The sequence below is a fragment of the Pseudaquabacterium terrae genome, assembly GCF_013266755.1.
GTDB classification, from domain to species: domain Bacteria; phylum Pseudomonadota; class Gammaproteobacteria; order Burkholderiales; family Burkholderiaceae_C; genus Pseudaquabacterium; species Pseudaquabacterium terrae.
Window position 1 is genome coordinate 766876 of record NZ_JABRWJ010000001.1, and the last position, 23679, is coordinate 790554.

Annotated in this window: 24 protein-coding genes; 11 read left to right on the forward strand and 13 right to left on the reverse strand. The window is 70.2% G+C overall.

Features of this window, described 5'->3' with window-relative positions:
• Nucleotides 1-27: 27 nt before the first annotated feature.
• The 4 genes from HLB44_RS03500 to HLB44_RS03515 form a co-directional block, all read right to left on the reverse strand.
• The gene (locus HLB44_RS03500) at nucleotides 28-2328 is read right to left on the reverse strand and encodes a M6 family metalloprotease domain-containing protein (protein ID WP_173120618.1); all 2301 of its coding nucleotides are present in this window, start codon (nucleotides 2326-2328) and stop codon (nucleotides 28-30) included.
• Between the two features lie 95 nt (nucleotides 2329-2423).
• A complete protein-coding gene (locus tag HLB44_RS03505) occupies nucleotides 2424-3041 on the reverse strand; it encodes a hypothetical protein (RefSeq protein ID WP_173120620.1) in 618 nt (205 codons plus the stop codon).
• A gap of 175 nt (nucleotides 3042-3216) precedes the next feature.
• Nucleotides 3217-5076, reverse strand: a complete 1860-nt coding sequence (locus tag HLB44_RS03510) for an RCC1 domain-containing protein (RefSeq protein ID WP_173120622.1) — start codon at nucleotides 5074-5076, stop codon at nucleotides 3217-3219.
• A gap of 135 nt (nucleotides 5077-5211) precedes the next feature.
• Entirely contained in the window at nucleotides 5212-6792 is a 1581-nt protein-coding gene (locus HLB44_RS03515) for an ABC transporter substrate-binding protein (protein WP_173120624.1), read from the reverse strand.
• 119 nt (nucleotides 6793-6911) lie between these two features.
• Here HLB44_RS03515 and HLB44_RS03520 point away from each other — a divergent pair, with 119 nt between their 5' ends.
• From HLB44_RS03520 to HLB44_RS03565, 10 genes are all read left to right on the forward strand, one after another.
• A complete protein-coding gene (locus HLB44_RS03520; protein ID WP_173120626.1) occupies nucleotides 6912-8687 on the forward strand; it encodes a SulP family inorganic anion transporter in 1776 nt (591 codons plus the stop codon).
• 75 nt (nucleotides 8688-8762) lie between these two features.
• On the forward strand, nucleotides 8763-8903 hold the full coding sequence (locus HLB44_RS03525) for a hypothetical protein (protein ID WP_173120628.1): 141 nt from the start codon (nucleotides 8763-8765) through the stop codon (nucleotides 8901-8903).
• 56 nt (nucleotides 8904-8959) lie between these two features.
• Nucleotides 8960-10108: a sensor histidine kinase gene (locus HLB44_RS03530; protein WP_173120630.1), complete on the forward strand. Its 1149-nt coding sequence runs from the start codon at nucleotides 8960-8962 to the stop codon at nucleotides 10106-10108.
• Complete coding sequence (locus HLB44_RS03535; protein ID WP_173120632.1) at nucleotides 10108-10794, forward strand: response regulator; 687 nt, start codon at nucleotides 10108-10110, stop codon at nucleotides 10792-10794. The genes HLB44_RS03530 and HLB44_RS03535 overlap by 1 nt, the downstream gene beginning before the upstream one ends.
• 106 nt (nucleotides 10795-10900) lie before the next feature.
• On the forward strand, nucleotides 10901-12301 hold the full coding sequence (locus HLB44_RS03540) for a CmpA/NrtA family ABC transporter substrate-binding protein (RefSeq protein WP_173120634.1): 1401 nt from the start codon (nucleotides 10901-10903) through the stop codon (nucleotides 12299-12301).
• On the forward strand, nucleotides 12301-13185 hold the full coding sequence (gene ntrB / locus HLB44_RS03545) for a nitrate ABC transporter permease (RefSeq protein ID WP_173120636.1): 885 nt from the start codon (nucleotides 12301-12303) through the stop codon (nucleotides 13183-13185). The genes HLB44_RS03540 and ntrB overlap by 1 nt, the downstream gene beginning before the upstream one ends.
• Complete coding sequence (locus HLB44_RS03550; protein WP_173120638.1) at nucleotides 13175-14086, forward strand: ABC transporter ATP-binding protein; 912 nt, start codon at nucleotides 13175-13177, stop codon at nucleotides 14084-14086. Before ntrB ends, HLB44_RS03550 begins: the two co-directional genes overlap by 11 nt.
• A complete protein-coding gene (cynS, locus tag HLB44_RS03555) occupies nucleotides 14083-14526 on the forward strand; it encodes a cyanase (RefSeq protein ID WP_173120640.1) in 444 nt (147 codons plus the stop codon). Before HLB44_RS03550 ends, cynS begins: the two co-directional genes overlap by 4 nt.
• Nucleotides 14526-14996: a nuclear transport factor 2 family protein gene (locus HLB44_RS03560; protein WP_173120642.1), complete on the forward strand. Its 471-nt coding sequence runs from the start codon at nucleotides 14526-14528 to the stop codon at nucleotides 14994-14996. Before cynS ends, HLB44_RS03560 begins: the two co-directional genes overlap by 1 nt.
• A gap of 38 nt (nucleotides 14997-15034) precedes the next feature.
• Nucleotides 15035-15757, forward strand: coding sequence for a DUF72 domain-containing protein (locus HLB44_RS03565; RefSeq protein WP_217283510.1), 723 nt, complete (start codon nucleotides 15035-15037; stop codon nucleotides 15755-15757).
• A 19-nt stretch (nucleotides 15758-15776) separates the two neighbouring features.
• Here HLB44_RS03565 and HLB44_RS03570 read toward each other — a convergent pair whose 3' ends face one another.
• The 3 genes from HLB44_RS03570 to HLB44_RS03580 all read right to left on the reverse strand — a co-directional run bounded on the left by HLB44_RS03570 (nucleotide 15777) and on the right by HLB44_RS03580 (nucleotide 18032).
• Entirely contained in the window at nucleotides 15777-16823 is a 1047-nt protein-coding gene (locus tag HLB44_RS03570) for an NADP-dependent oxidoreductase (protein WP_173120645.1), read from the reverse strand.
• A gap of 69 nt (nucleotides 16824-16892) precedes the next feature.
• A complete protein-coding gene (locus HLB44_RS03575; RefSeq protein WP_173120648.1) occupies nucleotides 16893-17477 on the reverse strand; it encodes a DinB family protein in 585 nt (194 codons plus the stop codon).
• A 69-nt stretch (nucleotides 17478-17546) separates the two neighbouring features.
• The gene (locus HLB44_RS03580; protein WP_173120650.1) at nucleotides 17547-18032 is read right to left on the reverse strand and encodes a nuclear transport factor 2 family protein; all 486 of its coding nucleotides are present in this window, start codon (nucleotides 18030-18032) and stop codon (nucleotides 17547-17549) included.
• Nucleotides 18033-18145: 113 nt separating this feature from the next.
• Here HLB44_RS03580 and HLB44_RS03585 point away from each other — a divergent pair, with 113 nt between their 5' ends.
• Complete coding sequence (locus HLB44_RS03585; protein ID WP_173120652.1) at nucleotides 18146-19114, forward strand: GlxA family transcriptional regulator; 969 nt, start codon at nucleotides 18146-18148, stop codon at nucleotides 19112-19114.
• Here the strand turns inward: HLB44_RS03585 and HLB44_RS03590 are convergent.
• The 6 genes from HLB44_RS03590 to HLB44_RS03615 all read right to left on the reverse strand — a co-directional run bounded on the left by HLB44_RS03590 (nucleotide 19108) and on the right by HLB44_RS03615 (nucleotide 23636).
• Nucleotides 19108-20295, reverse strand: a complete 1188-nt coding sequence (locus HLB44_RS03590) for a glycerophosphodiester phosphodiesterase (RefSeq protein ID WP_173120660.1) — start codon at nucleotides 20293-20295, stop codon at nucleotides 19108-19110. The two genes, HLB44_RS03585 and HLB44_RS03590, sit on opposite strands and share 7 nt — an antisense overlap.
• Before the next feature lie 82 nt (nucleotides 20296-20377).
• Nucleotides 20378-21529, reverse strand: a complete 1152-nt coding sequence (locus HLB44_RS03595; protein WP_173120662.1) for a methyltransferase — start codon at nucleotides 21527-21529, stop codon at nucleotides 20378-20380.
• 36 nt (nucleotides 21530-21565) lie between these two features.
• On the reverse strand, nucleotides 21566-21964 hold the full coding sequence (locus HLB44_RS03600) for a hypothetical protein (protein WP_173120664.1): 399 nt from the start codon (nucleotides 21962-21964) through the stop codon (nucleotides 21566-21568).
• Nucleotides 21961-22509 carry a sigma-70 family RNA polymerase sigma factor gene (locus HLB44_RS03605; protein WP_173120666.1) on the reverse strand — a complete coding sequence of 183 codons (549 nt, stop codon included), beginning with the start codon at nucleotides 22507-22509 and terminating at the stop codon, nucleotides 21961-21963. The genes HLB44_RS03600 and HLB44_RS03605 overlap by 4 nt, the downstream gene beginning before the upstream one ends.
• Nucleotide 22510: 1 nt before the next feature.
• Nucleotides 22511-22933 carry a DUF6249 domain-containing protein gene (locus HLB44_RS03610; RefSeq protein WP_173120668.1) on the reverse strand — a complete coding sequence of 141 codons (423 nt, stop codon included), beginning with the start codon at nucleotides 22931-22933 and terminating at the stop codon, nucleotides 22511-22513.
• Nucleotides 22934-23030: 97 nt separating this feature from the next.
• Entirely contained in the window at nucleotides 23031-23636 is a 606-nt protein-coding gene (locus HLB44_RS03615) for a 2-hydroxychromene-2-carboxylate isomerase (RefSeq protein WP_173120670.1), read from the reverse strand.
• Nucleotides 23637-23679 lie beyond the last annotated feature (43 nt).

Sequence of the window (23679 nt, forward strand, 5' to 3'; positions counted from 1 at the left end):
TTCGCAGAAGCTGTTTCCCCTTGCCGGCTACAGCGCTGGCTGCAGGACGAGCTTCCAGGCGTTGAGCTTGCCGATGTCGAGCCGGGCCAGGTCGGCGATGCGCAGCTCCCAGTCGCCGGCCATTCCTTCGCCGGCCAGCGCCGCGAGGCCCGGTGTCGTCGCCGCGGTGTAGGTCTTCACGATGTTGTCGGTCGCCCCGCCGATGCCGTCGTGCAGCACGACCTCGCTGCCGGCCGGCGAGATCAGCAGCACGCGCAGGTCGCCGATGAAGCTGTGCGCGATGTCCAGCGTGACCTCGATCGCGCCGATCACGCCGGCGGCGGGGCTGTGCAGCGTGCGGTGGATGCCGACCGCGTCGTCGTCGGGAATGTGGGTGCCGGGCGCTTCCTGCAGCGTCACCGGGCCGGCCGGCGGCGTCGCGGCGGCGAACTGCAGCGCCCAGCGGTTCAGCCGCCCGTTGTCGGCCGGCGCCAGGTCCTGCACCGTCAGCCGCCAGGTGCCCTGTGCATTGCGGCCGCGCCAGGCGGCCAGCGCCGGCAGCGTGGCTTCGTCGAAGACCAGCTTCAGGTCGTCGGCATTGCCGCCGACGCCCTTCGGATGCAGCACGATGGTCTCGCCCCAGGGCGCCATCAGCCGCACGCGCAGGTCGCCGCGGTAGCTGTGGCTGATGTCGACGGCGATCGTCAGGCTCGCGAAAACCACCGACTCGGCGACCTCGATCACGTCGGTGATACCCAGGCCCTGGTTGTCGGGGACCGCGCGGTCGGGCGCCGAGCTCTTCTGCAGCACCTGCGGCGGGACCACCACGTCGCCGAGCGCCACCCTGAAGCTCATCTGTCCGCCGGGTGCTGAGATGGCGTGGATGTCCAGCCGCGAGGCACTGCCGTCCCACCACTTGCTCGACGGCGTGGTCGTGTCGGCGAAGCGCTTGGCAACCTGGCCGAACAGGTCGGTGCCGTCGCCCAGGCCGCCGCGCTGCCGTTCGAGCGCGAAGGCGCCGTCGGCCTGCTCGAGCGACAGCTCGTAGTGGCTGGCCGGCGTCATCAGCTCGTTGCTGTTGTCGCCGCCCTCGTCGATGTGCCAGATGGCCAGGCCTTCGTCGGGCAGCCCGGCATCGCGCCCGGCCTTGGCACGGTTCTCGATCAGGAAGTACTCGTCGCTGTTCTTCGCGTACATCGCGAACTGATTGGCACCGGCCTCGAGCGTCAGCTGCTGGCCGTGCTCGAGGTTGGTGACGCTGCCGGCCCAGCCGGACAAGCGCTTCAGGTAGGCCGAGACGTGCGCCGGGTTCTTCTCGGTGGCGTGGCTACCCGCACACATCAGGCAATAGGCACCGACACCGCTGGACTCGTTGCCGTAGTCGTACAGGTCGGGGTAGTCGCACAGCATGTGGCCGTTCTCGTGGCAGAAGGTGCCCAGCGCCAGCTGCTGGCTCATGTCGGTGAACTGGTAGTCGAACGCCGAACGGCCCGGCGCCAGCGGCACCGCGCTGGCCAGGTGCCAGGCGTGCGGCCACAGGCCCTCGGCCCAGTTGTTGACGACCTCGCCGGCGTAGTAGACGTTCATCGCGTAGACCAGGCCGGCCGAATCGGGGGTCAGCCCGGCGAAATCGAAGCCCTGGCCCTTCAGGTGGTTCAGCGCCTCGAGGATCAGCTGGCGCGCGCGCACGCCCTGCTCGATGTTGCGGTCGGTGTAGAACGACTTCGGGTGCAGCGCGCGGTAGTACGGCGCGACGATGTTGGTGTAGCGGCAGCGGCCGATCGAGTTGTCGAAGAAGTAGTCGCGCACCGAGCCGTGGTTGCCGAAGCCGGAATAGCCCGGCTGGTTGCAGAAGCGCTCGACCTCCTCGCGCGTGATCGTGCCGGGTTCGTCGGCGAAATCGATCAGCAGGCACAGGCCGACGAAATCGCCGACCGTCGCGCGCTGCGGCGGCGCGAACACCGGGCCGCCGGCAGCGGCCAGCGCACGCATCGCGCGCCGTTGGGCGCGGCGCTCCTCGCGCCGCTGGTCGCAGCGCCGGCCGCCCAGGCGCTGCATGCCTTCGATGCCGCGCGCATGCGCCGCATCGCGCCGGATGCGCAGGCCGCGCGGCACCGCGGCCGCCGCGCCGTCGAGGTGGCCGAGCGGACCGGGCGCGGGCTCGAGCCGCTCGCCGTCATCGGACAACTGCGCGACCTCGTAGAAGCCCGTGGCCGGATTGCGCGTGACGGTGTAGCCGTCCGTGGTCTCGAACACCGCGTAGTGCTGGTCGCCCCAGCCGCGCAGCTGGATCGTGCTGCCGTCGGGTTGCGTGAAAGTGAACTGCTTACCGCTGAAAGGTGTGGCCATCGTCGTCCTCCCGGACGCAACCGCGCGCCCTGGTGAGACCGACAGTAGTCCGACGCGGCCGCCTGCGCCATCGTCATCCCGGGGGAAACGCACCCCTAGGATCGTTCGCGGCGGCTGTAATGCACCCGGCGGGTGTGCGTTCCGTGGTGGCGATGATGGTGCCGGTGATGGTGGCGCCGCCACCGACGCCAGGCGACCAGCAGGCCGAACGCGGCGCCGGCGGCCACCAGCAGCGACCACGGCAAGGACTTGGGCAGCGCCGGCAATCCGCTGGAGCCGACGGCGGGGTCGACCCGCTGGGCGTCGCCGAACGCATCCTTGAACAGCCGCGCATCGCTGCGCGTTCCCGGCGCGCGGACATCGGCGAAGCTCAGCGGCGGCAGCCGGACGCTGTCGGCCAGCGTCGGCAATTGCAATGCGGCCAGGCCCGCGCCATTGACCAGCGACGCCGCGCTCGCCTGCAGGGCACCGGGCTTGTTGAACCAGTCGGCCGGCGTCAGCACCTCGCCGAGCACCGGGTCGCCGAGCCAGCTGCCGAATTCGAGCGCGCTTGCGGCGACGGACGGCGCATCGTCGGCGATCACCCGCCCGACCTCGGCCGCCGCGCTGTCATCAGGCCCGCCAGCCACGCGATCGACATGCACCGGCGCGCCGAGCGCGCCCGGCACGCCCACCACGAGCAACAGCGCGATCGCCGGGAGGCACCGCGCCATGCACATCTCGACACATTCGACCACCCGCATGCAACTCTCCACGCGCCGGATCCGCCAGGGGCGGAGGGCGAAGTCATTACTGCACTGCAAGTCGTCCCGTTACTTCAGAGCTTAGGCGGCCGCGGCGCATCGGCCCAGTTGCAAACTGGGGGGGGGGCGGCACATCGCTGCCGGATCAGAACAGGCCGCGCCGCGCGAGGTTGGGCCAGTAGCTGACCGGGCCGAGGTTCAGCGGCGCGGTGCCGGCTTCGTTCTTCACGACGAGCGGGACGTAGGACAGTGCGGTGTTCGAGCCGCCCTGGCCGAGGCGGCCGGAGGAGCCAGAACCCCAGGCCAGGAGTCGGCCGTCGGCAGCCAGCGCGAGACCGTGCTCGTAGCCACCGGCTATGGCGACGATGTCGGATAGCTGGCCGAAGCCCGCAGCATTGACAACCGCCGCCGGCAGTCCCGACTCGTTGACGCGCGGATGGTTGACGCCGTCGCCGAGCTCGCCGTTTTGCGCGTAGCCCCAGCTAAAGACCTTCCCGGCAGCGTCCAGTGCGAGCGAGAAGTTGCCGCCCGCGGCCACGGCGTTCAGGCCGACCCACGCCCACTCATCCGTGGGTGAATGGACCTTCGCCGCAGCGCTCTGGTTGCTTCTGTCGTTGCCCAGACCCAACGCGCCCCAGCTGTTCCGACCCCAGGAGTAGACCTGGCCCGATGAAGTCAGTGCCATGCCGTGCAGGTAGCCGGCCGAAACCGCCACCACGCCTTCGAGCGGCTGCGCGGTCGCGCGATCGAGCACGTAGGCCGGCGCGCCACTGCTGATGACGTAGCCATGGCCCGTGTTGCCCGCGCCCGCGCTCTCGTAGCCCCAGCTCGTCACGCGCCCATCAGCCAGCAGCACTGCGCTCCAGTTCCAACCGGCTGCGATGGCCACGGCCTTGCCGGGCAGGCTCACCGAAACCGGAAACTTCATGGTCGTCGATCCGTTGATGCCCGTGTACGAACCCCAGGCGAAGACGGTGCCGTCGTCGGCCAGCGCCAGCGCGTTGTCGTCACCGACGGCCACCGCGACGATGTGCTTCAAGGGCGCGTTGCCGGTTGGATCGAGCACCCTGCCCGGGCGCGCATCGCCGTTGTGGTTGGTGCGGCCCAACGCGTCACCGTTACCCCAGGAGTGGACCTCGCCGTCCTCGCTCAGCGCAAGCGCCGTGGTCTCGCCCGCCGACACCGCGACGATGCCCGCGAGCGCGCCCGAGCCCGTCGCCGACTTCACCGCCGTCGGCAGCAACAGCGAAGCGAGCTGGCTGGAGAACTGGCCCTGCCCCAGCGCGCCGCCCGAGTTCTCGCCCCAGGCCAGCACACGGCCGTCCGGCGTCGCGACCAGGTTGTAGCCGGCGCGCATGTTGGTGCCCAGCGGCTGCGGCTGCGGAATCACCTTGATCGTCGCCTTCGCGACCAGGCCGCCCTTCGAGACGGTGATCGTCTGCACGCCGAGCCGCAGGCCCTTGACCGTCGAGCAGTCGGCCGCCACTTCGAGCGCCACCGCCGCATCGCTGCTGCACGTGAACGGGCCGCCGACCGCGAGGCCGGCGGTGTCGGTCATCGTGAACTGTGCCGGCGTCGCGACGTTCCACGCGGTCTTCGCCGTGGCCGGCGTGCTGACCGCGGCGATTGCATTGGGCGGCGGATTCAGCAGGTCATGCGCCTTGCCGACGTACAGCGCCTGCTCGCCGAACGGCCCGCCGAACACGTAGACCTTGGCGTCGGCGACCACCAGAGAGATGCCGGTCTGCGGATAGAAGCGGTAGCGCCAGGTGTCGACCGAGCGGTCGGGCTGGTGCGACGGGAAGAACTGCGGGTAGTTCGCCTCGGCGAAGTCGAACAGCTGCGTCGCTTCGCTGGCATTGGCCTGGGCCGGCAAAGCACCGACCGCGCTGGCGATGCGCTGACGCGCCTGCGCGTCACGCTGCGTCGGTCCGTCGTCGGCACCGCCGCCGCAGCCGGCGACCAGAAAGAGCAGGAGAGAAGCAGCAAGCAGGCGGCAATGCATGGGTCCGAGGTGCCATCGTCATGAGGCCGGAGAGCCTCCGGCGAGCGGACGGCATGCTCGCACGCGGATTCACGCCATTTGCCGCTGCCCCCCGCTCGCACTTAGGGGTTGCGAAGCGCGCAGCGGGCGTGCCGCTCACTGCACACGCACGAACCTCAGCTCCATCGTGTCGTTCGGCCACTGCACCACCTTGACCTTCTTGGCCATCGCCCAGTTCAGCGAGCGGCGGTACAACGGGATGTAGGGCAGGTCTTCCTGGATCAACCGCAGCGCAACGCCGACGCGCGCGCGCCGCTTGGTCAGGTCGGGCTCGGTGCGCACCGCGTCGATCAGCTCGTCGAGCTTCGGGTTGCTGTAGCGGCCGGCGTTGAAGGTGCCGGCACCGGTGCCGTCCCAGCTGCGGAACAGCGCGTTCAGCGTCGCCCACGGGTCGAGCGCCGGCGTCCAGCCGAACTCGACGAAGCTCGAGGTGGCCTGGCTCAGCTTTGGGAAGAACTGGTTCGTCGGCGAGGCGCGCAGCGAGGCGCGGATGCCCACCTGCTGCAGCATCGCGGTCGCCGCCTGGCACACCGCCTCGCGGTAGGCGACGTTGACGCAATCGAGCGTCACCGCGAAGCCCTTCGGATAACCGGCCGCCTTCAGCAGCGCCTGGGCCTTGGCCGGGTCGTAGGGGATGCGCTTGTCGATCTCGGCGAGGTAGCCGTCGACCAGCGGCGAGATGAACGAGCCGGTCGGCGTCGCCTGCCCGCGCAGCACCTTTTGCACGATCAGCTCGACGTTCAGCGCATGGGCGATCGCCTGGCGCACGCGGCGGTCCTTGAACGGATTGCGATCCTTGACGTCGCCGTGCAGCAGCTCGTCGCGCGACTGGTCGAAGGTGAAGTACTGCGTGCCGATGTCGGTGATCGACTCGACCTTCAGCTTGCCCTCGGACTGCAGCCGGCCGACGTCCTGGAACGGCGGGTCGAGCACCAGGTCGACCTCGCCCGAGGCCAGCGCGGCCAGCCGCGTCGCGTCGCTGCGGATGGCGATGAAGCTGACGTCCTCGACGTTGCCCACGCGCTTGTCGGCCGCGCCCCAGTAACCGGGATGGCGCTTCAGCAGCAGCTTGACGTCGGGCTGGTAGCTTTCCAGCCGGTACGGCCCGGTGCCCATCGCGTTGCGCACGGCATACGTTTCCTGCTTGCCGTTGAAGTCCTGCGCCTTCTCGACGCCGTGCTTCTGCGCCCAGGCCTTGCTCATCATCGCCACCAGCCACAGCTTCTCGGGCCACACCGCATCGGGCGTCGAGAGGTGGAAGTCGATCGTCAGCTCATCGACCTTCTTGATCGACTGCAGGCCCTTCAGGCTGAACGCGCGCTGCGACGTGAGCCCGAGCGCGCGCTCGATCGAGAACACCGCGTCGTCGGCCGTGAACGCCGTGCCGTCGTGGAACTTGACGCCGGGCCGCAGCTTGAAGCGCCAGCTGGTCGGCGTGGTGTTCTGCCACGACACGGCGAGCGCCGGCTCGAGCCGGAACTGCTCGTCACGGCCGACCAGGCAGTCGTGCACCTGGAACGCGATGCGCGAGTGGTACAGCAGCGCCAGCCCGTGCGGATCCATGGTCTGCGGATCGAAGGCGCTGGCGATGCGCAGCGTGGCGGCCTGCAGCAGCGGCGCTGCGGCAAGCAGCAGCACGCTGAGCGCGCGGGCGAGGAATCGGCTTGTCGGCGGCATCGGTTCTCCGAAGGGTCGGGGGTCGATCGGCAGCGGGCAAGCAGCAGGCCCAGCGCGCGGGCCATTCTGACCGCCGGGCCGCGGCTGCCGGATGCGGGCTTTCTAGAATGAATCGCACGATGCCGAACGCCCGCGCCGCCGAACTGCTCGCCCGCGTGCTGGGTCCGTGGGTGCGCGAGGTCGACCGGACGACCTGGCGCGCCGACCTGCTCGCCGGCCTGCTCGGCGCGGTGCTGGTGCTGCCGCAGGCGATCGCCTTCGCCGCGCTGGTGGGCGTGCCGCCGGCGATGGGGCTGGCCACTGCCGTGCTGCCCTGCCTCGTCGCGGCGCTCGCCGGGTCGAGCCGGCAGGTGCTGTCCGGGCCGACGAATGCGACCTCGCTGGCGCTGGGCGCGATGCTGCTGCCGCTGGCCGGCGGCGACCCGGCACGCACCGTCGCGCTGGCGCTGATGCTGACGCTGCTGGTCGGGCTGATGCAACTGTTGCTGGCGCTGACGCGGCTGGGCGCGATCGCCAACTTCATCTCTCCCTCTGTGATGCTCGGATTCACCGGCGGCGCGGCGCTGCTGATCGCCTGGACCGCGCTCGGGCAGGTGCTCGGCGCCAGCGGTCGGGCGAGCCCGATCGATGCGCTGCGCGCGGGGGTCGTGCCGGCCGCGCTGGCGATCGGCGGGGTGACGCTGGCGCTGGCGCTGCTGCTGCGCCGGCTCTGGCCGCGCGGGCCGACCGTGCTGCTGGCGCTGCTTGGCAGCATCGCGCTGACGGCGCTGATCGAGCAGCGCGGCGGGCTGCTCGGCAGCCATGCCGCACGCCTGGGCGAGCCGCCGATCGCCTGGCTCGGCCTGCACTGGCCGCCGCTCGATGTGGCGCTGCTGCCGCAACTGCTGCCGATGGCGCTGGCGCTGACGATCATTGCGCTCGGCCAGTCGATCTCGATCGCCAAGGTGCTGGCCGCGCGCAGCGGCCAGGCGCTCGATGCGAACCGCGAGTGTTTCGGCCAGGGGCTGGCGAACTCGGTCGGCGCCTTCGCCGGCTGCTTCGTCGCCTGCGGCTCGTTGAACCGCTCGCTGCCGAACCTCGAAGCCGGCGCGCGCACGCCGCTGGCCGGCGCCAGCGCAGCGCTGTGGCTGCTGGCGCTGGTGGCGCTCGCCGGGCCGCTGCTGGCCTGGGTGCCGCTGGCCGGCGTCGGCGCGCTGCTGCTGGTGGTGGCTTTCGGGCTGGTCGATCGGGCGGGCTGGCGGCGCTTGTGGCGGCTCGACCGGCCGGAGTTCGGCATCGCCGCCGCCACGCTGCTGGCCACGCTGACCCTGCGGCTGGAGATTGCGATCCTGGCCGGCGTGATGCTGTCGCTGGTGGCCTACCTCTACCGCAGCGCGCGGCCGGCGCTGCGCACGATGGGCTTCGACCGCCAGGGCCATGGCCGGCCCTTCGTCGTCATCGACCACGATCCCCCGGATGCCTTGCCCGAATGCCCGCAGCTGAAGCTGCTGCGCATGGAAGGCTCGGTGTGGTTCGGCGCCGTGCCGCACGTGGCCGAACACCTGCGCGGCCTGCGCGAAGGCCGGCCCGAGCAGCGCCACCTGCTGGTGATGGCCAAGAGCATGAATTCGATCGACCTCGCCGCCGCCGACCTCTGGGACGACGAGCGCATCCGCCGCCGCGAGGCGCATGGCGACCTGTACTTCCACCGCCCGCGCCCGCAGGTGATCGCGATGTGGCAGCACACCGGCTTCACCGGCCGGCTCGGCGCCCACAACGTTTTCGCCGACAAGCACAGCGCGCTTGCGCACATCGTGCTGCACCGGCTCGACGACGCGGTCTGCGCGCAATGCAGCGTGCGCCTGTTCGACGAGTGCAGCCAGCGCCCGGGTGCACCGCTGGCGCCGACGATCTGAGCCCCCTACGGCGCTTCGCTGAGCCCAGGACGGCGCCGTGATGGCACAGTTGCGGGTTCAACGACGGAGGCTCCCATGGCAAAAGGCCAACAGCGCAGCAACAAGGAAACCAAGAAACCGAAGAAGGACCAGTCACCGGCGAAGCCGATCTCCCCGGACGCGGTGATGCCGACCATCACCACCGTGGTGCCCGAGCGCAGCAAGAAGAAGAAATAGCGCTCCTTTCAGTCGACGGTGGAGGCGATGGCACGCGCCTTGCGCGCGCTCGGTCCATGCGCCCCGCCGCCGACGTCGTGCCCGATGGCATCGATCGACTGACCCTGCTGCTGGAGTCGACCGGCGAGGGCGTCTTCGGCATCGACCTCGACGGCCGCTGCACCTTCGTGAATCGCGCCGGTGCCCAGATGCTGGGCTGGCGCACCGAAGAGGTGCTCGGCCGCAACATGCACGCGCTGATCCACCACAGCCGGCCCGACGGCGCGCACTACCCCGAGTGCGAGTGCCCGATCTTCAATGCCTTCCGCCGCGGCCTGCCCTGCCGCATCGACGACGAGGTGCTGTGGCGCGCCGACGGCAGCGCCTTCTCGGCCGAATATTCGAGCTACCCGATCCTCGACGGCGGCGAGGTGCGCGGCGCGGTCGTCACCTTCGTCGACATCAGCGAGCGCAAGGCGGCGCAGGCGCTGCTGCAGCGTACCAACGACGAGCTCGAACGCCGCGTCGCCGAGCGCACGCGTGAGCTGCGCGAGCTGGCCAACCACCTCGAAGCGGTGCGCGAGACCGAGCGCAAGCGCATCGCGCGCGAGATCCACGACGAGCTCGGCAGCCTGCTGGTGGCGCTGAAGATGGACGTCAACTGGATGGAGCGCCGCGTCGGCCGCCGCGACGAAGCCTCGCGCAATGAGCTGGCCGCCAAGTGCCAGCGCATGGGCGGGCTGATCGACACCGCGGTCGACAAGGTCGGCCGCATCATCACCGACCTGCGGCCCAGCATCCTCGACCACCAGGGCCTGTGGGCGGCGCTGGAATGGCAGGCGCAGGAGTGGCTGCAGGGCGCGGCCGACGAGATCGACGGCAGCGTGCAGCTGCACGTCAGCGCCGGCGTCGCGCCGCCCGAGGGCGGCCTGGCGATCGCCGTGTTCCGCATCTTCCAGGAGGTGCTGTCCAACGTCGCGCGCCATGCGCAGGCCAAGCACGTGACGATCCGCCTCGACGTCGATGCGCCGCCCGACCCGGTGCTGTACCTCGAGGTGCGCGACGACGGCATCGGCACCACGCCCGCGGTGCTCGACGATGCACGCAGCTACGGCGTGATGGGCATGCGCGAGCGTGCGGCGCATTTCGGCGGCCGCGTGGTGATCGACAGCGCGCCGGGCTTCGGCACGGTGGTGCGGCTGATGATGCCGCTGGGAGGACCGTGATGGCAGCAACGATCCAGGTGCTGATCTGCGACGACCACAGCATCGTGCGCCAGGGCATCAAGCAGATCCTGGCCGACGCGTCCGACATCACGCTGGCCGGCGAGGCCGGCAGCGGGCCGGAGGCGATGGCGCTGGTGCGCTCCGGCGCCGCCGAGGGCCGGCTGCCCGACGTCGTGCTGCTGGACATCGCGATGCCGCAACGCGACGGGCTCGATGTGCTGAAGACGCTGAAGGCCGAGTTCCCGAAGCTGCCGGTGCTGATGCTCAGCACCTACCCGGACCGCCAGTACGCGGTGCGCAGCCTGAAGCTCGGCGCCGCCGGCTACCTCAACAAGAGCGCCGACAGCGAGCAGATGATCGAGGCGATCCGCAAGGTGGCGCGCGGCCAGCTCTTCATCACGCCCAGCGTCGCCGAGCAGCTGGCTGGCGCGGTCGGCGCCGGCTCGGGGCTGAAGAAGGGCCAGGGCAACGACGAGGCGCCGCTGCACGAGCGGCTGTCGCACCGCGAGTACCAGGTGTTCCGCCTGCTCGCCGCGGGCAAGAGCGTCGGCGAGATTGCCGAACAGTTGGTGCTGTCGCCGAACACCGTCAGCACCTACCGTGCGCGCATCCTCGAGAAGACCGGCGTGCGCAACGACGTCGAGCTGGCGCTGTACGCGGTGCGGCAGGACCTGCTGCAGGTTTAACCCTGTAGTGCCTCCCCTACAAAACAAGCCGGCGCGCAACGATCGCGCGTGAGGGTCGCGCTTCCTAGCATCGGGGACACCTGCTCCCCTGCTGAGGATGGCCGCGATGAACCCGCACGACCTGGACCCCTACGACGCTGACCGTCCGCTGCGCCTGGGCTGTGCCTGCGGCCAACACCGCTCGGCGGCCGAACATGCGGCGCAGACGGCGACCACCGAGCTGCGCCGCCGCACCGAGAGCGCCGCGTTCGAGGCCGAATCGAACGCCTTCGTCGAAGCCTCGCTGATCAAGGCCCTGTTCCCGCACGACGCGCTGCGGCGCCGCTTCCTGCGTGCGGTCGGCCGGCCGACCGCGATGGCGGCGATCGCCTCGGTGCTGCCGATCGCGCCGCTGCAGGCACTGGCGCAGGACAAGGCGCTGGCACCGGAAAAGAAGGACCTGAAGATCGGCTTCATCCCGATCACCTGCGCGACGCCGCTGATCATGGCCCACCCGCTGGGCTTCTATGCCAAGCAGGGGCTGAACGTCGAGGTCGTCAAGACGGCCGGCTGGGCGCTGATCCGCGACAAGATGCTGAACAAGGAGTACGACGCGACGCACTTCCTGTCGCCGATGCCGCTGGCGATTTCGCTCGGCCTCGGGTCGACCCCGCAGCCGATGCACGTCGCGACGATCCAGAACACCAACGGCCAGGCGATCACGCTGCACGTCAAGCACAAGGACAAGCGCGACCCGAAGGACTGGAAGGGCTTCAAGTTCGCGGTGCCCTTCGAGTACTCGATGCACAACTTCCTGCTGCGCTACTACGTGGCCGAGCACGGGCTCGATCCGGACCGCGACATCCAGATCCGCGTACTGCCGCCGCCGGAGATGGTGGCCAACCTGCGCGCCGGCAACATCGACGGCTACCTTGGGCCAGACCCCTTCAACCAGCGCGCGGTGTTCGAGGAGGTCGGCTTCCTGCACCTGCTGACCAAGGAGCTGTGGCCCGGGCATCCCTGTTGTGCATTTGGCACCTCGGCCGAGTTCATCGCCAAGCACCCGAACAGTTTCGCCGCGCTGTACCGCGCGGTGCTGACCGCCGCGGCGATGGCGCGTGACGCGAAGAACCGCGAGCTGATCGCCAAGGTGATCGCGCCGCAGGCGTATCTCAACCAGCCCGAGACGGTGATCGCGCAGGTGCTGACCGGCAAGTTCGCCGATGGCCTGGGCAAGGTGCAGAACGTGCCCGACCGCGCCGACTTCGACCCGATCCCGTGGCAGAGCATGGCCGTGTGGATCCTGACGCAGATGAAGCGCTGGGGCTACATCAAGGGCGACGTGAACTACAAGCAGATCGCCGAGAAGGTCTTCCTGCTGACCGACGCGAAGAAGCACATGAAGGCGCTGGACATGAAGGTGCCTGACGGGGCGTATCCGAAGTTCAGCGTGATGGGCAAGCCCTTCGATCCGGACAAGGCGGCGGCGTACGCCGACAGTTTCGCGATCCGGCGCTCGGCGGCGTGATGAAGTTGCAGTTCAAGGCGCCGCTGCTGTCGCTGCTGCTGCTGGCGCTGCTGCTCGGCATCTGGCATCTGGCCACCTTGCAGCCGGTCGCGGTGCCGAAAGCGCCCGGCCCTGCACTGACGGCCGAGCAGATCGAGTACGCCAAGCTGATGGGCAAGGACCCGACCGCCGGCAGCAGCGACGGCGCCGGCGAGGTCAAGAAGTCCGGCTTCCCGACGCTCGGCCAGATGGCCGCGACGATCGGCCGCCAGCTCGCCGACCCGTTCTTCGACAACGGCCCGAACGACAAGGGCGTCGGCCTGCAGCTGGCGTATTCGCTCGGCCGCGTCGCGCTGGGCTACCTGATCGCCGCGGCGGTGGCGATCCCGCTCGGCTTCGTGATCGGCATGAGCCCGCTCGCCTACCGCGCGCTCGATCCGTTCATCCAGGTGCTCAAGCCCATCTCGCCGCTGGCCTGGATGCCGCTGGCGCTCTACACGATCAAGGACTCGTCGATCAGCGGCATCTTCGTGATCTTCATCTGCTCGGTCTGGCCGATGCTGATCAACACCGCGTTCGGTGTCGCGGGCGTCAGGCGCGAGTGGCTCAACGTCGCCCGCACGCTGGAGGTCAAGCCGCTGCGGCGTGCCTTCGAAGTGATCCTGCCGGCCGCCGCGCCGACCATCCTGACCGGCATGCGCATCAGCATGGGCATCGCCTGGCTGGTGATCGTCGCCGCCGAGATGCTGGTCGGCGGCACCGGCATCGGCTACTTCGTGTGGAACGAGTGGAACAACCTGTCGCTGCCGAACGTGATCTTCGCGATCCTCGTCATCGGCATCGTCGGCATGCTGCTCGATGCGATGTTCGCGCGGCTGCAGAAGGTGGTGACCTATGCCGACTGATGCAACTCCGTTCCTGAAGGTCGAGCAGCTCGGCAAGACCTATCCGGGCGCTTCGGAGCCCGTCTTCGACCGCGTCAACTTTCAGATCGGCGAGGGCGAATTCGTCTGCATCATCGGCCACAGCGGCTGCGGCAAGACGACGATCCTCAACGTGCTGGCCGGCCTGGAAACGGCCAGCAGCGGCCACGTCTTCATGGACCGGCGCGAAGTGGCGGGCCCCGGGCTCGAGCGCGGCGTCGTCTTCCAGGGTCATGCGCTGATGCCGTGGTTGAGCGTGCGCAGCAACATCGCCTTCGCGGTGCGCAGCAAGTGGCCGGACTGGACGCGCGCGCAGGTGGACGCGCATGTCGAACGTTATGTCGAGATGGTCGGCCTCGCCGCGGCGATCGACAAGAAACCGCAGGCGCTGTCCGGCGGCATGAAGCAGCGCGTCGGCATCGCGCGCGCGTTTGCGATCCAGCCCCGCATGCTGCTGCTCGACGAACCCTTCGGCGCGCTCGACGCGCTGACGCGCGGCACGATCCAGGACGAGCTGCTGCGCATCTGCGCCGAGACGCACCAGACGGTGTTCATGATCACGCACGACGTCGACGAGGCGATCCTGCTCGCCGACCGCATCCTCTTGATGAGCAACGGCCCGCAGGCGCGCATCGGCGAGATCGTCGTCAACACGATGGCGCGCGACCGCCAGCGCGCGACCTTGCACCACGACCCGCAGTACTACCGCATCCGCAACCACCTGGTCGACTTCCTCGTCGCGCGCAGCCAGCACCTGTCGCATGGCCGCGCGCCCGAGGTTCCGCCGACCGTCCGCCCCGGCTTGAACGACGTCAGCGACGGCAACGACGCGCCCGACGACGACGCCGAGGTGATCCCCTTCCATCCGAGGAGAAGCGCATGAACCGTCTGGACGTCACCGAGAAGATCATCACCACGCGTGTCGCGAAGGGCCTGAAGTGGTCCGACGTCGCCGCGAAGGTCGGCCTGAGCAAGGAGTGGGTGACCGCGGCCTGCCTGGGCCAGATGACGCTGAACGAGGAGCAGGCCGGCATCGTTGCCGAGCTGTTCGGCCTGAGCGCCGAGGAGAAGCGCTGGCTGATGGTCGTGCCCTACAAGGGGTCGCTGCCGACCGCCGTGCCGACCGATCCGCTGATCTACCGCTTCTACGAGCTGGTCAGCGTCTACGGCATGACCTTCAAGGAGCTGATCCACGAGGAGTTCGGCGACGGCATCATGAGCGCGATCGACTTCAAGATGGACCTGCAGCGCGAACCCGATCCGAAGGGCGACCGCGTCAGCATCACGATGTCGGGCAAGTTCCTTCCCTACAAGACCTACTGATGTCGAGCCCCCCGCCGCTGGTGCCGCCGTTCACCGAGGAGACGGCACGCCTGAAGGTGCGCCTGGCCGAGGACGCGTGGAATACGCGCGACCCGGACCGCGTGGCCAAGGTCTACACCGAGGACACGCGCTGGCGCAACCGCGCGGAGTTCCCGGTCGGCCGCGAGGCGGTGCGTGCCTTCCTGCGCCGCAAGTGGGACCGCGAGCTCGACTACCGGCTGATCAAGGAGCTGTGGGCGTTCGGCGCCGACCGGCTCGCGGTGCGCTTCGCCTACGAGTGGCACGACGACGCGGGCCAGTGGTACCGCTCGTACGGCAACGAGAACTGGGAATTCGACGCTGCCGGATTGATGCGCGCGCGCCACGCCAGCATCAACGACAAGCCTATCGCCGAAAGCGAGCGGCTCTACCGCTGGCCGATCGGCCGCCGGCCCGACGAGCATCCGGGCCTGAGCGCACTCGGGCTGTAGCTATCATCGCCGCTCCCCACCGCGCAAGGGAGCTGGCGATGAGTTCTTCGACGGAACAGATGCGCCTGCTGGCCGGTGCCAGCGGCTTCTCGTACAAGGAATGGTGCGGCAGCTTCTATCCCGAGAAGCTGGCGGCCGACGCGATGCTCGGCTTCTACGCCGAGCGGCTGCCGACGGTCGAGATCAACAACACCTTCTACCGCATGCCCAAACGCGAGCTGCTCGCCGACTGGGCGCAGACGACGCCGGCGGGCTTCCGCTTCGCGATCAAGGCCTCGCGCCGCATCACGCACGATGGCCGGCTGAAGGCCGAGCAGGTCGCCGAGTCGGTCGAGTACCTGTACCGCAACCTCGAATCGCTGGGCGACAAGCGCGGTCCGGTGCTGTTCCAGCTGCCGCCGAACCTGAAGCGCGACCTGCCGCGGCTGACCGCCTTCCTCGCGCTGCTGCCGCCGGACCACCGCGCGGTGTTCGAATTCCGCGAGCCGAGCTGGTTCGACGACGCGGTCTACGACGCGCTGAAGTCCGCCGGCGCCGTGCTGTGCCTGTCGGAGCGCGAGAACAACGAGCCGCCGCCGCTGGTGTCCACGGCTTCCTGGGGTTATCTGCGGCTGCGGCTGGAGCAGTACAGCGATGCTGATCTCGCTGCCTGGGCCGAGCGCATTGCCGCCACCGGGTGGGGCGAGAGCTTCGCCTACTTCATGCACGAGCCGACCGCGCCGGCCTACGCGCAGGCGCTGATGGCCGCAGCGGCGCGCTGAGCGCCGCTGGGCGGCCGAATCACTCGTCCGCGACCTTCAGCACCAGCTTGCCGAAGTTCTCGCCGTCGAACAGCTTGTTCAGCGTCTGCGGGAACACGGCGATGCCACCGTCGACGACGTCTTCCTTGCTCTTCATCGTGCCGGCCTTGAGATACCCGGCCATCTCGGCGATCGCCACGCCGTAGCGGTCGGCGTAGTCGAACACCACCATGCCCTGCATGCGTGCGCGATTGACCAGCAGCGACAGGTAGTTCTTCGGCCCCTGCACGACGCCGCCCTCGTTGTTGTACTGGCTGATCGCGCCGCAGATCACGATGCGCGCGTGGCGGGTGATGCGCGCCAGCACCGCATCGAGGATCTCGCCGCCGACGTTGTCGAAGTAGACGTCGACGCCCTTCGGGCAGTGTTCCTTCAGGCCGTCTTTCACCGAGCCGGCCTTGTAGTCGATGCAGGCGTCGAAACCGAGCTCCTTGACGACCCACTCGCACTTCTCCGGCCCGCCGGCGATGCCGACCGCGCGGCAGCCCTTGAGCTTGGCGAGCTGGCCCACCGTCTGGCCGACCGCACCGGCGGCACCCGAGACGACCACCGTCTCGCCCGGCTTCGGCTCGCCGACCTCGAGCAGGCCGAAGTAGCCGGTCATGCCGGGCATGCCGAGCACGTTGAGCCACTGCGTGACGCTGCCATAGCGCAGGTCGATCTTCGTCAGGCCCGAGCGCTTGACCTGCTCGGGCGTGTAGCTGGCGTACTCCTGCACGCCGGGGCCGCCGGTGACGATGTCGCCGACCGCAAAGCCGGCATGCTTCGAGGCGATCACGCGGCCGATGCCGCCGGCGCGCATCACCTCGCCGATGCCGACCGGCGGGATGTAGCTCTTGGCATCGTTGAGCCAGCCGCGCATCGCCGGGTCCAACGACAGCGCCAGCGTCTTGACCAGCACGCCGCCATCGGCCGGCTCGGCGACCGGCTCCTCGGTGAACTGCCAGTTCTCCGGACCGGTGCGGCCGGTCGGGCGCGCGGCAAGGCGGACCTGGTGGTTGACGAGCGAAGCGAGCGTGCTGGACATGGCGGACCTCCGGAAAACGGGCAAATGCGTTCGAGCCGGCATGCTAGGGCCGCGCTCGCGCGGGGCTTGTCACCCCCGCGACGGCGGCAGCAGCGGGCCGTAAACAGCGACCTCACGCCAACCCAGCGCAGCCATGTCAGGTTCGCGCAGATGGCCCTCGCTGGGCAGCATGAATTCGTCGATCTGCGGCGGCGCGATGCGCGTGCCGGCGAGCATCGCGTGCACCTGGCCGCGGTGGTGCACCTGGTGGTTCAGCAGGTGCGCAAGCACATGGCCGGCGCGGTCGCGCTGCACGTGGTCGCGGCGTTGCATGCGCACCTCGGCATCCAGCCCGGCGGCATCGAGGGCCTCGCAGAAAGTGATCAGCCGGTGGTCAGCCACCGCCTGCGCGGCCGCCAGCGGTGGCAGCGTGTCGTGCTGCGGCACCTCATCGGCTTGCTTGACCATGTCGGCCTCGCCGTGCAGCGCGGCGAGGTAGTAGACGTCGACCATCAGGATGTGGTTCAGCGTCTCGATCAGGCTGGGGAAGAAGCTGGTGCGCGGGGCGTGCAGTTCGTCGCGCGTCAGCGGCGCCATCGCCGTGTGCAGCCGGTGATTGGCGAGCCGGTTCGCATGCGCCTGGATGCGCAGGTAGTGCAGCAGGTCCAGCGCCATCGTCTGGTCTCCCGGGGGTTGAGCGCCGAGTATCCCGCTGCCGGATTGACCCGCCGGCGACCGGCGTTTTCAGCGCGCCGGGCGGCCGCGCTTGGTGCGGAACGCCGCCAGCCCCTGCGCCGCCTGGCCGCGCACCTTTCCGCGCATCAGCGGCGTCCAGCCGAGCAGCACGCCGGCCGCGCCGAGCGCCTGGCGCGACCAGGCCCAGAAATCGAAGCGGTCGCGCTGCTCGACGATCAGCCCGTCGCGGAAGCGGAATTCGGAAGCGATCGGGTTGGCCACCGGCCGGCCGGTCGGGCTGAAGGTGTAGTGCGCGACGCAGTCGGCGCGGCCCTCGCCCGCGACCATCACGCGGCCGCCCGGCTGGAGCCGGAAGTCCTGGGCACGAACGGCCATCATGCGCCACATGTCGCCGACCTCGTCGCCTTCGAGCGCCGGGAACACCGGGTCGGAAAAGCGCGCCTGCGGGTGGTAGCAGGCGGCCATCGCCTCGGCGTCGAATCGGGCGAACGCGGCATAGAAGCGTTCGAGCAGCGCGGCTTCGGGGGTGCTCATCGTGATCTCTCGGCGAGGGGTTCGGTGCAGCGCATTGTTGGCGCTACAGTGCGCTCGGGCTGTTGGCGAGATCGACAGTTCCGTGTCCGATCACGCCAAGCGAGCCCCCCCCGATGCTGACCATTGCCCTGGCGATCACGCCGCACACCGTGCCCTCCAGCCTGGCGATGGCGCTCGACGTGCTGCGCCTGGGCAACCGCCACGCCGCACCGCGCCCGCTGGCGAAGCTGCTGCGCCTGTCTGCCGACGGCCGCGGCGTCGATTCACCGCTCGGCCGCTGGAGCGTCGACGGCGCGCTCGATGCGGCCGAGCGCGCCGACCTGCTGCTGTTCCCGGCCATCGGCGTGCCGGAGCCGGCGGTGCTGCAGGACCTCGCGCCGTGGATCGAGTGGTTGCGCACGCGCCGGCCGCGTCGCGGCGCGGCGACGCTGCCGCGCTTCGCCAGCATCTGCAGCGCGGCCTTCGTGCTCGGCGACGCCGGCCTGCTCGACGGCCGCCGCGCGACGACGCACTGGTCGCTCGAGCAGCCGTTCCGCCGCCGCTACCCGAACGCGCGGCTGGCGATCGACCAGATGATCACGCACGACGGCGACATCGCCTGCTCGGGCGGCGCTTATGCCGGCGTCGACCTCTGCCTGCACCTGCTGCGGCTGGCCGGCGGCGAAACGCTGGCGCGCCGCGTCGCCAACGAGCTGGTGTTCGACGAGCAACGCGGCCCGCAGCGCCGCCATGCGCCGCGGCTGCCGGCGCCGGACCACGAGGACGCGGCGATCGGCCGGCTGCAGCGCTGGCTCGACAGCCGCTACGCCGAGCCGTTGACGCTGGCGGCGATGGCCGAGCAGCTGCACTGCTCGCCGCGCAGCCTGCTGCGGCGCTTCAAGCAGGCGACCGGGCTGACGCCGATCGACTACCTGCAGCGCGTGCGGGTCAGCGCCGCCGAGGCGCAATTGGCCGATCCGCAGCGCACAGTCGAGGCGGTGGCCTGGGCCGTCGGCTACGAGGACCGCGCGGCGTTTGCGAAGGTCTTCAAGCGCATCACCGGGGCCAGCCCGGCCTCGGTGCGGCGCCGACCGGATCAGTGACCGAGCTCTTTCGCGTACGCAGCGCGCGCGGCGATGGCGGTGTCCGGGAAGTCCGAGAACAGCCCGTCGAGGCCGAGCCGGTAGTACTGCAGGTACTCGGCCTTCGGATCGCCCTTGTGGTCGAAGGCCAGGCGCTTGCCTTCGTTGCGGAAGGTGTAGGCATGCACGAAGAGGCCGGCCTTGTGCGCATCGGCGATCAGCGTCGTCGCCGGCTGCGAGCTGGCATCGCGCAGGTCGGCGACGCCGTCGCCGTTCAGGTCCTTCATGTTGCCGGCGGCGTCGTATTCGCCCTTCATCGGGATGATGTACGGCTTCCACGGGCCGATGCCGTCGGCATAGGTCTTGATCTCGGCGAGACCTGCCGGCGTGACCATCACGCTGTACAGCCGCGTATCGCCGGCCTTGGTCCAGTCGTACGGCCGGTCCCAGGGCGCGGCGTAGCTCAGCTTGCCGGTCTTGTAGTCGTACCAGTCGGCATCGATCAGCTGCACCATGCGCACGTTGAGGCCCAGCGTGCGCATCTGCTTCAGGCTGCTCGGCTCGAAGCTCTGCACGAAGACCGGCGCGGTCTTGCTGTTCCAGCCGGCGGCGTTGAGCGTCGCCGCGAGCTTGGGCTCCAGCGCCAGGCCGAGGTCGCGGTGGAAGGTCGGGTTCTTGGTCTCGGGGTAGATCGCGATTCCGCGGCCGAGCTTCGTGCTCTGCGTCTTCGCCAGGTCGACGATCTCCTGGAAGGTCGGCACCTTGTACTGGCCGTTGTACTGCTGCGGCCGGTCGGCGTCGGTGGCGATCGCGCCGAGCTCGCGGATCTCCGCCAGCGTGAAGTCGTGGGCGAACCAGCCGGTCTGCTTCTCGCCGTCGACCAGGTAGTCGGTGCGCTTGCGGTCGGCGAACTTCGCGATGCTGGCGACGTTGGTGCTGTAGGCCAGGTTCGGATCGTGGCGCGCGATCAGCACGCCGTCCTTGGTGGCGATCAGGTCGGGCTCGATCGCATCGGCGCCCTGGTCGATCGCGCGCTGGTAGGCCTCCAGCGTGTGCTCGGGCAGGGTGCCCGACGCGCCGCGGTGGCCGACGACCATCGTCTGGTTGCCGTCGAGCGTCTGGTAAGGGTCGGGATCGTCGTTGCAGGCGGCGAGCACGCCGGCGCACAGGACCGCGAGCAGCGGGCGCAGGAAAGGGGTCATCGGTCGTCCTTGTCGGATCGGGGATTCGAAGGCCGGCGATCATCCCCGGCGCCGATGACGGCGGCGTGACCGGATGTAGCAGCTAACCCGCAGGTGAATCGGCCGCGGCGAGCCGCCACAGCGAGGTCACCTCGGCCGCCCGCGCCGCGTGCAGTGGATCGCTCGGATCCTGTGTGCGGCGGTGCTGCGGCCGCGTGTCGATGCGGCCGGCGACCGTCAGCCCGGCATCGGCGATCCAGCCGAGCAGCTGCTCGCGGCTGCGCAGCCCCAGGTGCTCGGCCAGATCCGACAGGATCAGCCAGCCCTCGCCGGCCGGCGCCAGATGCTCGCGCAGGCCGCCCAGGTAGCCGCGCAGCATGCGGCTGTCGGGGTCGTAGACGGCGGCTTCGAGCGCCGAGCTCGGCTGCGCCGGCACCCACGGCGGGTTGCAGACCACCAGGCCGGCGCGGCCGTCGGGAAACAGGTCGGCGCGCTGCAGCGCGATGCGATCGGCCACGCCGAGGCGCTGGAAGTTGTCGGCGGCGCAGGCCAGCGCACGGGCGTCGAGGTCGGTGGCGATCATCCGCTTGACACCGCGCCGCGCCAGCACGGCGGCCAGCACGCCGGTGCCGGTGCCGATGTCGAAGCCGCCGGCACTCGCCGCCGCGGCCGGCAACGGCGCGCGCGCGACCAGGTCCACGTACTCGCCGCGCACCGGCGAGAACACGCCGTGGTGCGGATGGATCGCACCGCGCAGTGCGGCGATCGGCACGCCCTTCTTGCGCCACTCGTGCGCGCCGATGGCCCCTTGCAGCTCGCGCAGCGACGCGACGTAGGGTTCGCCCACCGCGCCGAAGGCTTCGCTCGCCGCGGCACGCACGTCCGGCGCGCGACGCAGCGGGATGCGGTGGTCGGCATCGAAGGGCAGCAGCAGCCGGCCCAGGATCTGCGCGCGCTGCGCCTGCAGGCGGCGCTGCGCGGCGAAGGCCTCGGCCGGCGACTTCGGCACCGGCGCGTTGCGCGCGAGCCGGCGCTCGAGCCGCCGCCCCAGCGCCTGCAGCAGCTGGCGCGCGTTGTGGAAGTCGCCGCGCCACAGCAGGCCGACGCCCTGCTCGGCCAGGCGATAGGCGGCGTTGGCATCGACGCGGTCGTCGACCGGCTCGATGCGCTCGGGCGCCGGATGGCCGGCGAGAGAACACCAGCGCGCCGATTGCGGCCGGCCCTCGGCGTCGGTCCAGTGGATGTGCGGGCTCATGCGGGATTCTCGCCGCCTGCGCCCTCGGGCCCGCCTTCAGCGCCGCCGTTGCAGCAGCACCGCGCCCAGCACCACCGAGGCCACCAGCGTGCCGCCGAGCAGGCGCACGAGCTCCCACGCCGGCATCCCGCTGCCGGCGAAGCCCGCTTGCAGCAGAAGGACGGCACCCAGCGCGATGCCGGCGGCCAGACCCACGCGACCAAAGCGCGCCTGGTGGCGCTGGCGCTGTTCGCGCACGCGCAAGCGCGCCAGCGCCTCCTGCGGCGGCAGCAGCGGCGGCGCCAGCGCCGGAGACGGCGGCAGCGCCTGCAGCACGCGCGCACTGAAGCCGTCGTCGGGCAGCGGCTCGGCCAGCGCGGCGAGCGCCGCCGTCAGCCGGCGCTCCAGCGCAGCCTGCTGCGGCGACAGCGCGCCGGGGTCGATCGGATCGTTCATGCACATGTCTCCGCCTGCCAGGCCGCCAGGTCGATGCGCAGCCGGGCCTTGGCGCGGGCGACCTGCGACTTCAGCGTGCCCAGCGGCAGGCCGAGCACGCTTGCGGCCTCCTCGTGCGTCAGCTCGAGCACGCCGCAGTGGATGATCGCGATGCGCTCGGGCTCGGGCAGCCGCGCCAGCGCACGTTCGAGGTCGATGCGCAGCGCATCGGAGGAGACGTGCGCCGCATCGGCCGGCCCGGCGGCCGCGTCGCCGAGCGGCTGCAGCGGCGGCTCCGCGCGGCACTGCATCAGGAAGCGGTGGTAGGCAATGCGGTAGAGCCATGTCGCGAAGCGGGCGTCGCCGCGAAACCCGGGCAGCGCGCGCCAGGCCTGCACGAAGGTCTCCTGCGCCAGGTCATCGGCCAGCGCAGGGTCGCCGCGGGTCAGCCGGCGCAGCTGCTGGCGCACGCGCGACTGGTGCCGCGTGACGAGCGTGTTGAAGGCCTGCACGTCGCCGGCGCGGGCTCGCGCCAGCGCCACCGCCTCGTCCTCGTCGAGCGGCACGTCAGGGCTCGCGCACCGCCGCGGCCGCCGTTGCGCCTGGCGCCGGCCGGCGGCGCTCGATCCACAGCGCGACCAGCTGCGCCGCACCGATGCACATCACCATCAGCCCGACGCCGATCAGGAAGTGCATGCCCATCAGCCAGAACAGCAGCACCAGCCCGAGCCCGACACCGACCAGCGTGATCGCCCGGAACAGCGGCGAGCCGCCGCGGCCTTCCTGCTCCGACGGCGGGTCGATCAGCTCGCGCGGCACCGGCAGGCCCCGCTCGGCGAGATGGCGCACCGTGGCGAACAGCTGTTCGTCGCGCTGGCGCCGAAAGTGCAGCACCACCCAGACGATCAGCGCCGGCAGCAGCAGCGCGACCGCGCCGATCAGCATCGCGACCACGGGAATCAGGGTTTCTTTGTCCAGCAGCATGTCCATCGGCGGCAGCCTCGCAAGCAGGTTGATTGGTTTGAGCGCTTGGATGCGCGGCAGCTGCGCGGCGGATGTCGCTGGCGAAAAAAAAAGCGCCGCCCGGTCAGAACGGCCCGCTGGCCAGCACGCGCTCGATCTGCGGCTTGCGATCGTTGCCCCAGAAGGGCTCGCCGTCGACGATGAAGAAGGGCGCGCCGAAGACGCCGGCCGTGATCGCCTGGTCGCTGGCGCGCTTCAGGCGATCCTTCCACAGCGGATCGGTCCACGCCGCTTCGGCGCCGGTGGCGTCGAGCCCGGACTCGGCGGCCAGCGCCTTCAGCGCGGCCGCGTCGTTCAGCGGTATGCCGCGCACGAAGAAACCGCGGAAGGCGCTGCGCGCCCACTGCGCGGCCTCCGCCGGGCCGCGCTCGTCGTGCAGCCACCAGTACACTCGCGCCGCGTTCTGCGTCGGAATGGGAAACGCGTCGGGCATCACGAAGGGCACGCCTTCGTAGCGCGCCGAGCGGGCGAAATCACGCAAGCTGTACTCGCGCTTGATCGGATGCGCCACCGGGCTCCTCAGCTCCGCCGCCTGGAACGTGACTCCCAGCAGGATCGCGTGCCGGCTCACCGTGCGCCCGTGGCGGGCGGCCAGCGCGTCGATCCACTCGTTGGCGATGTAGGAGTACGGGGACGAAAAGTCGAAATAGAAATCGATCGGCGGTCGCATCCGACGCACCGTATCGCCGGCCGCCGAGCGTGTCCATCGGTAA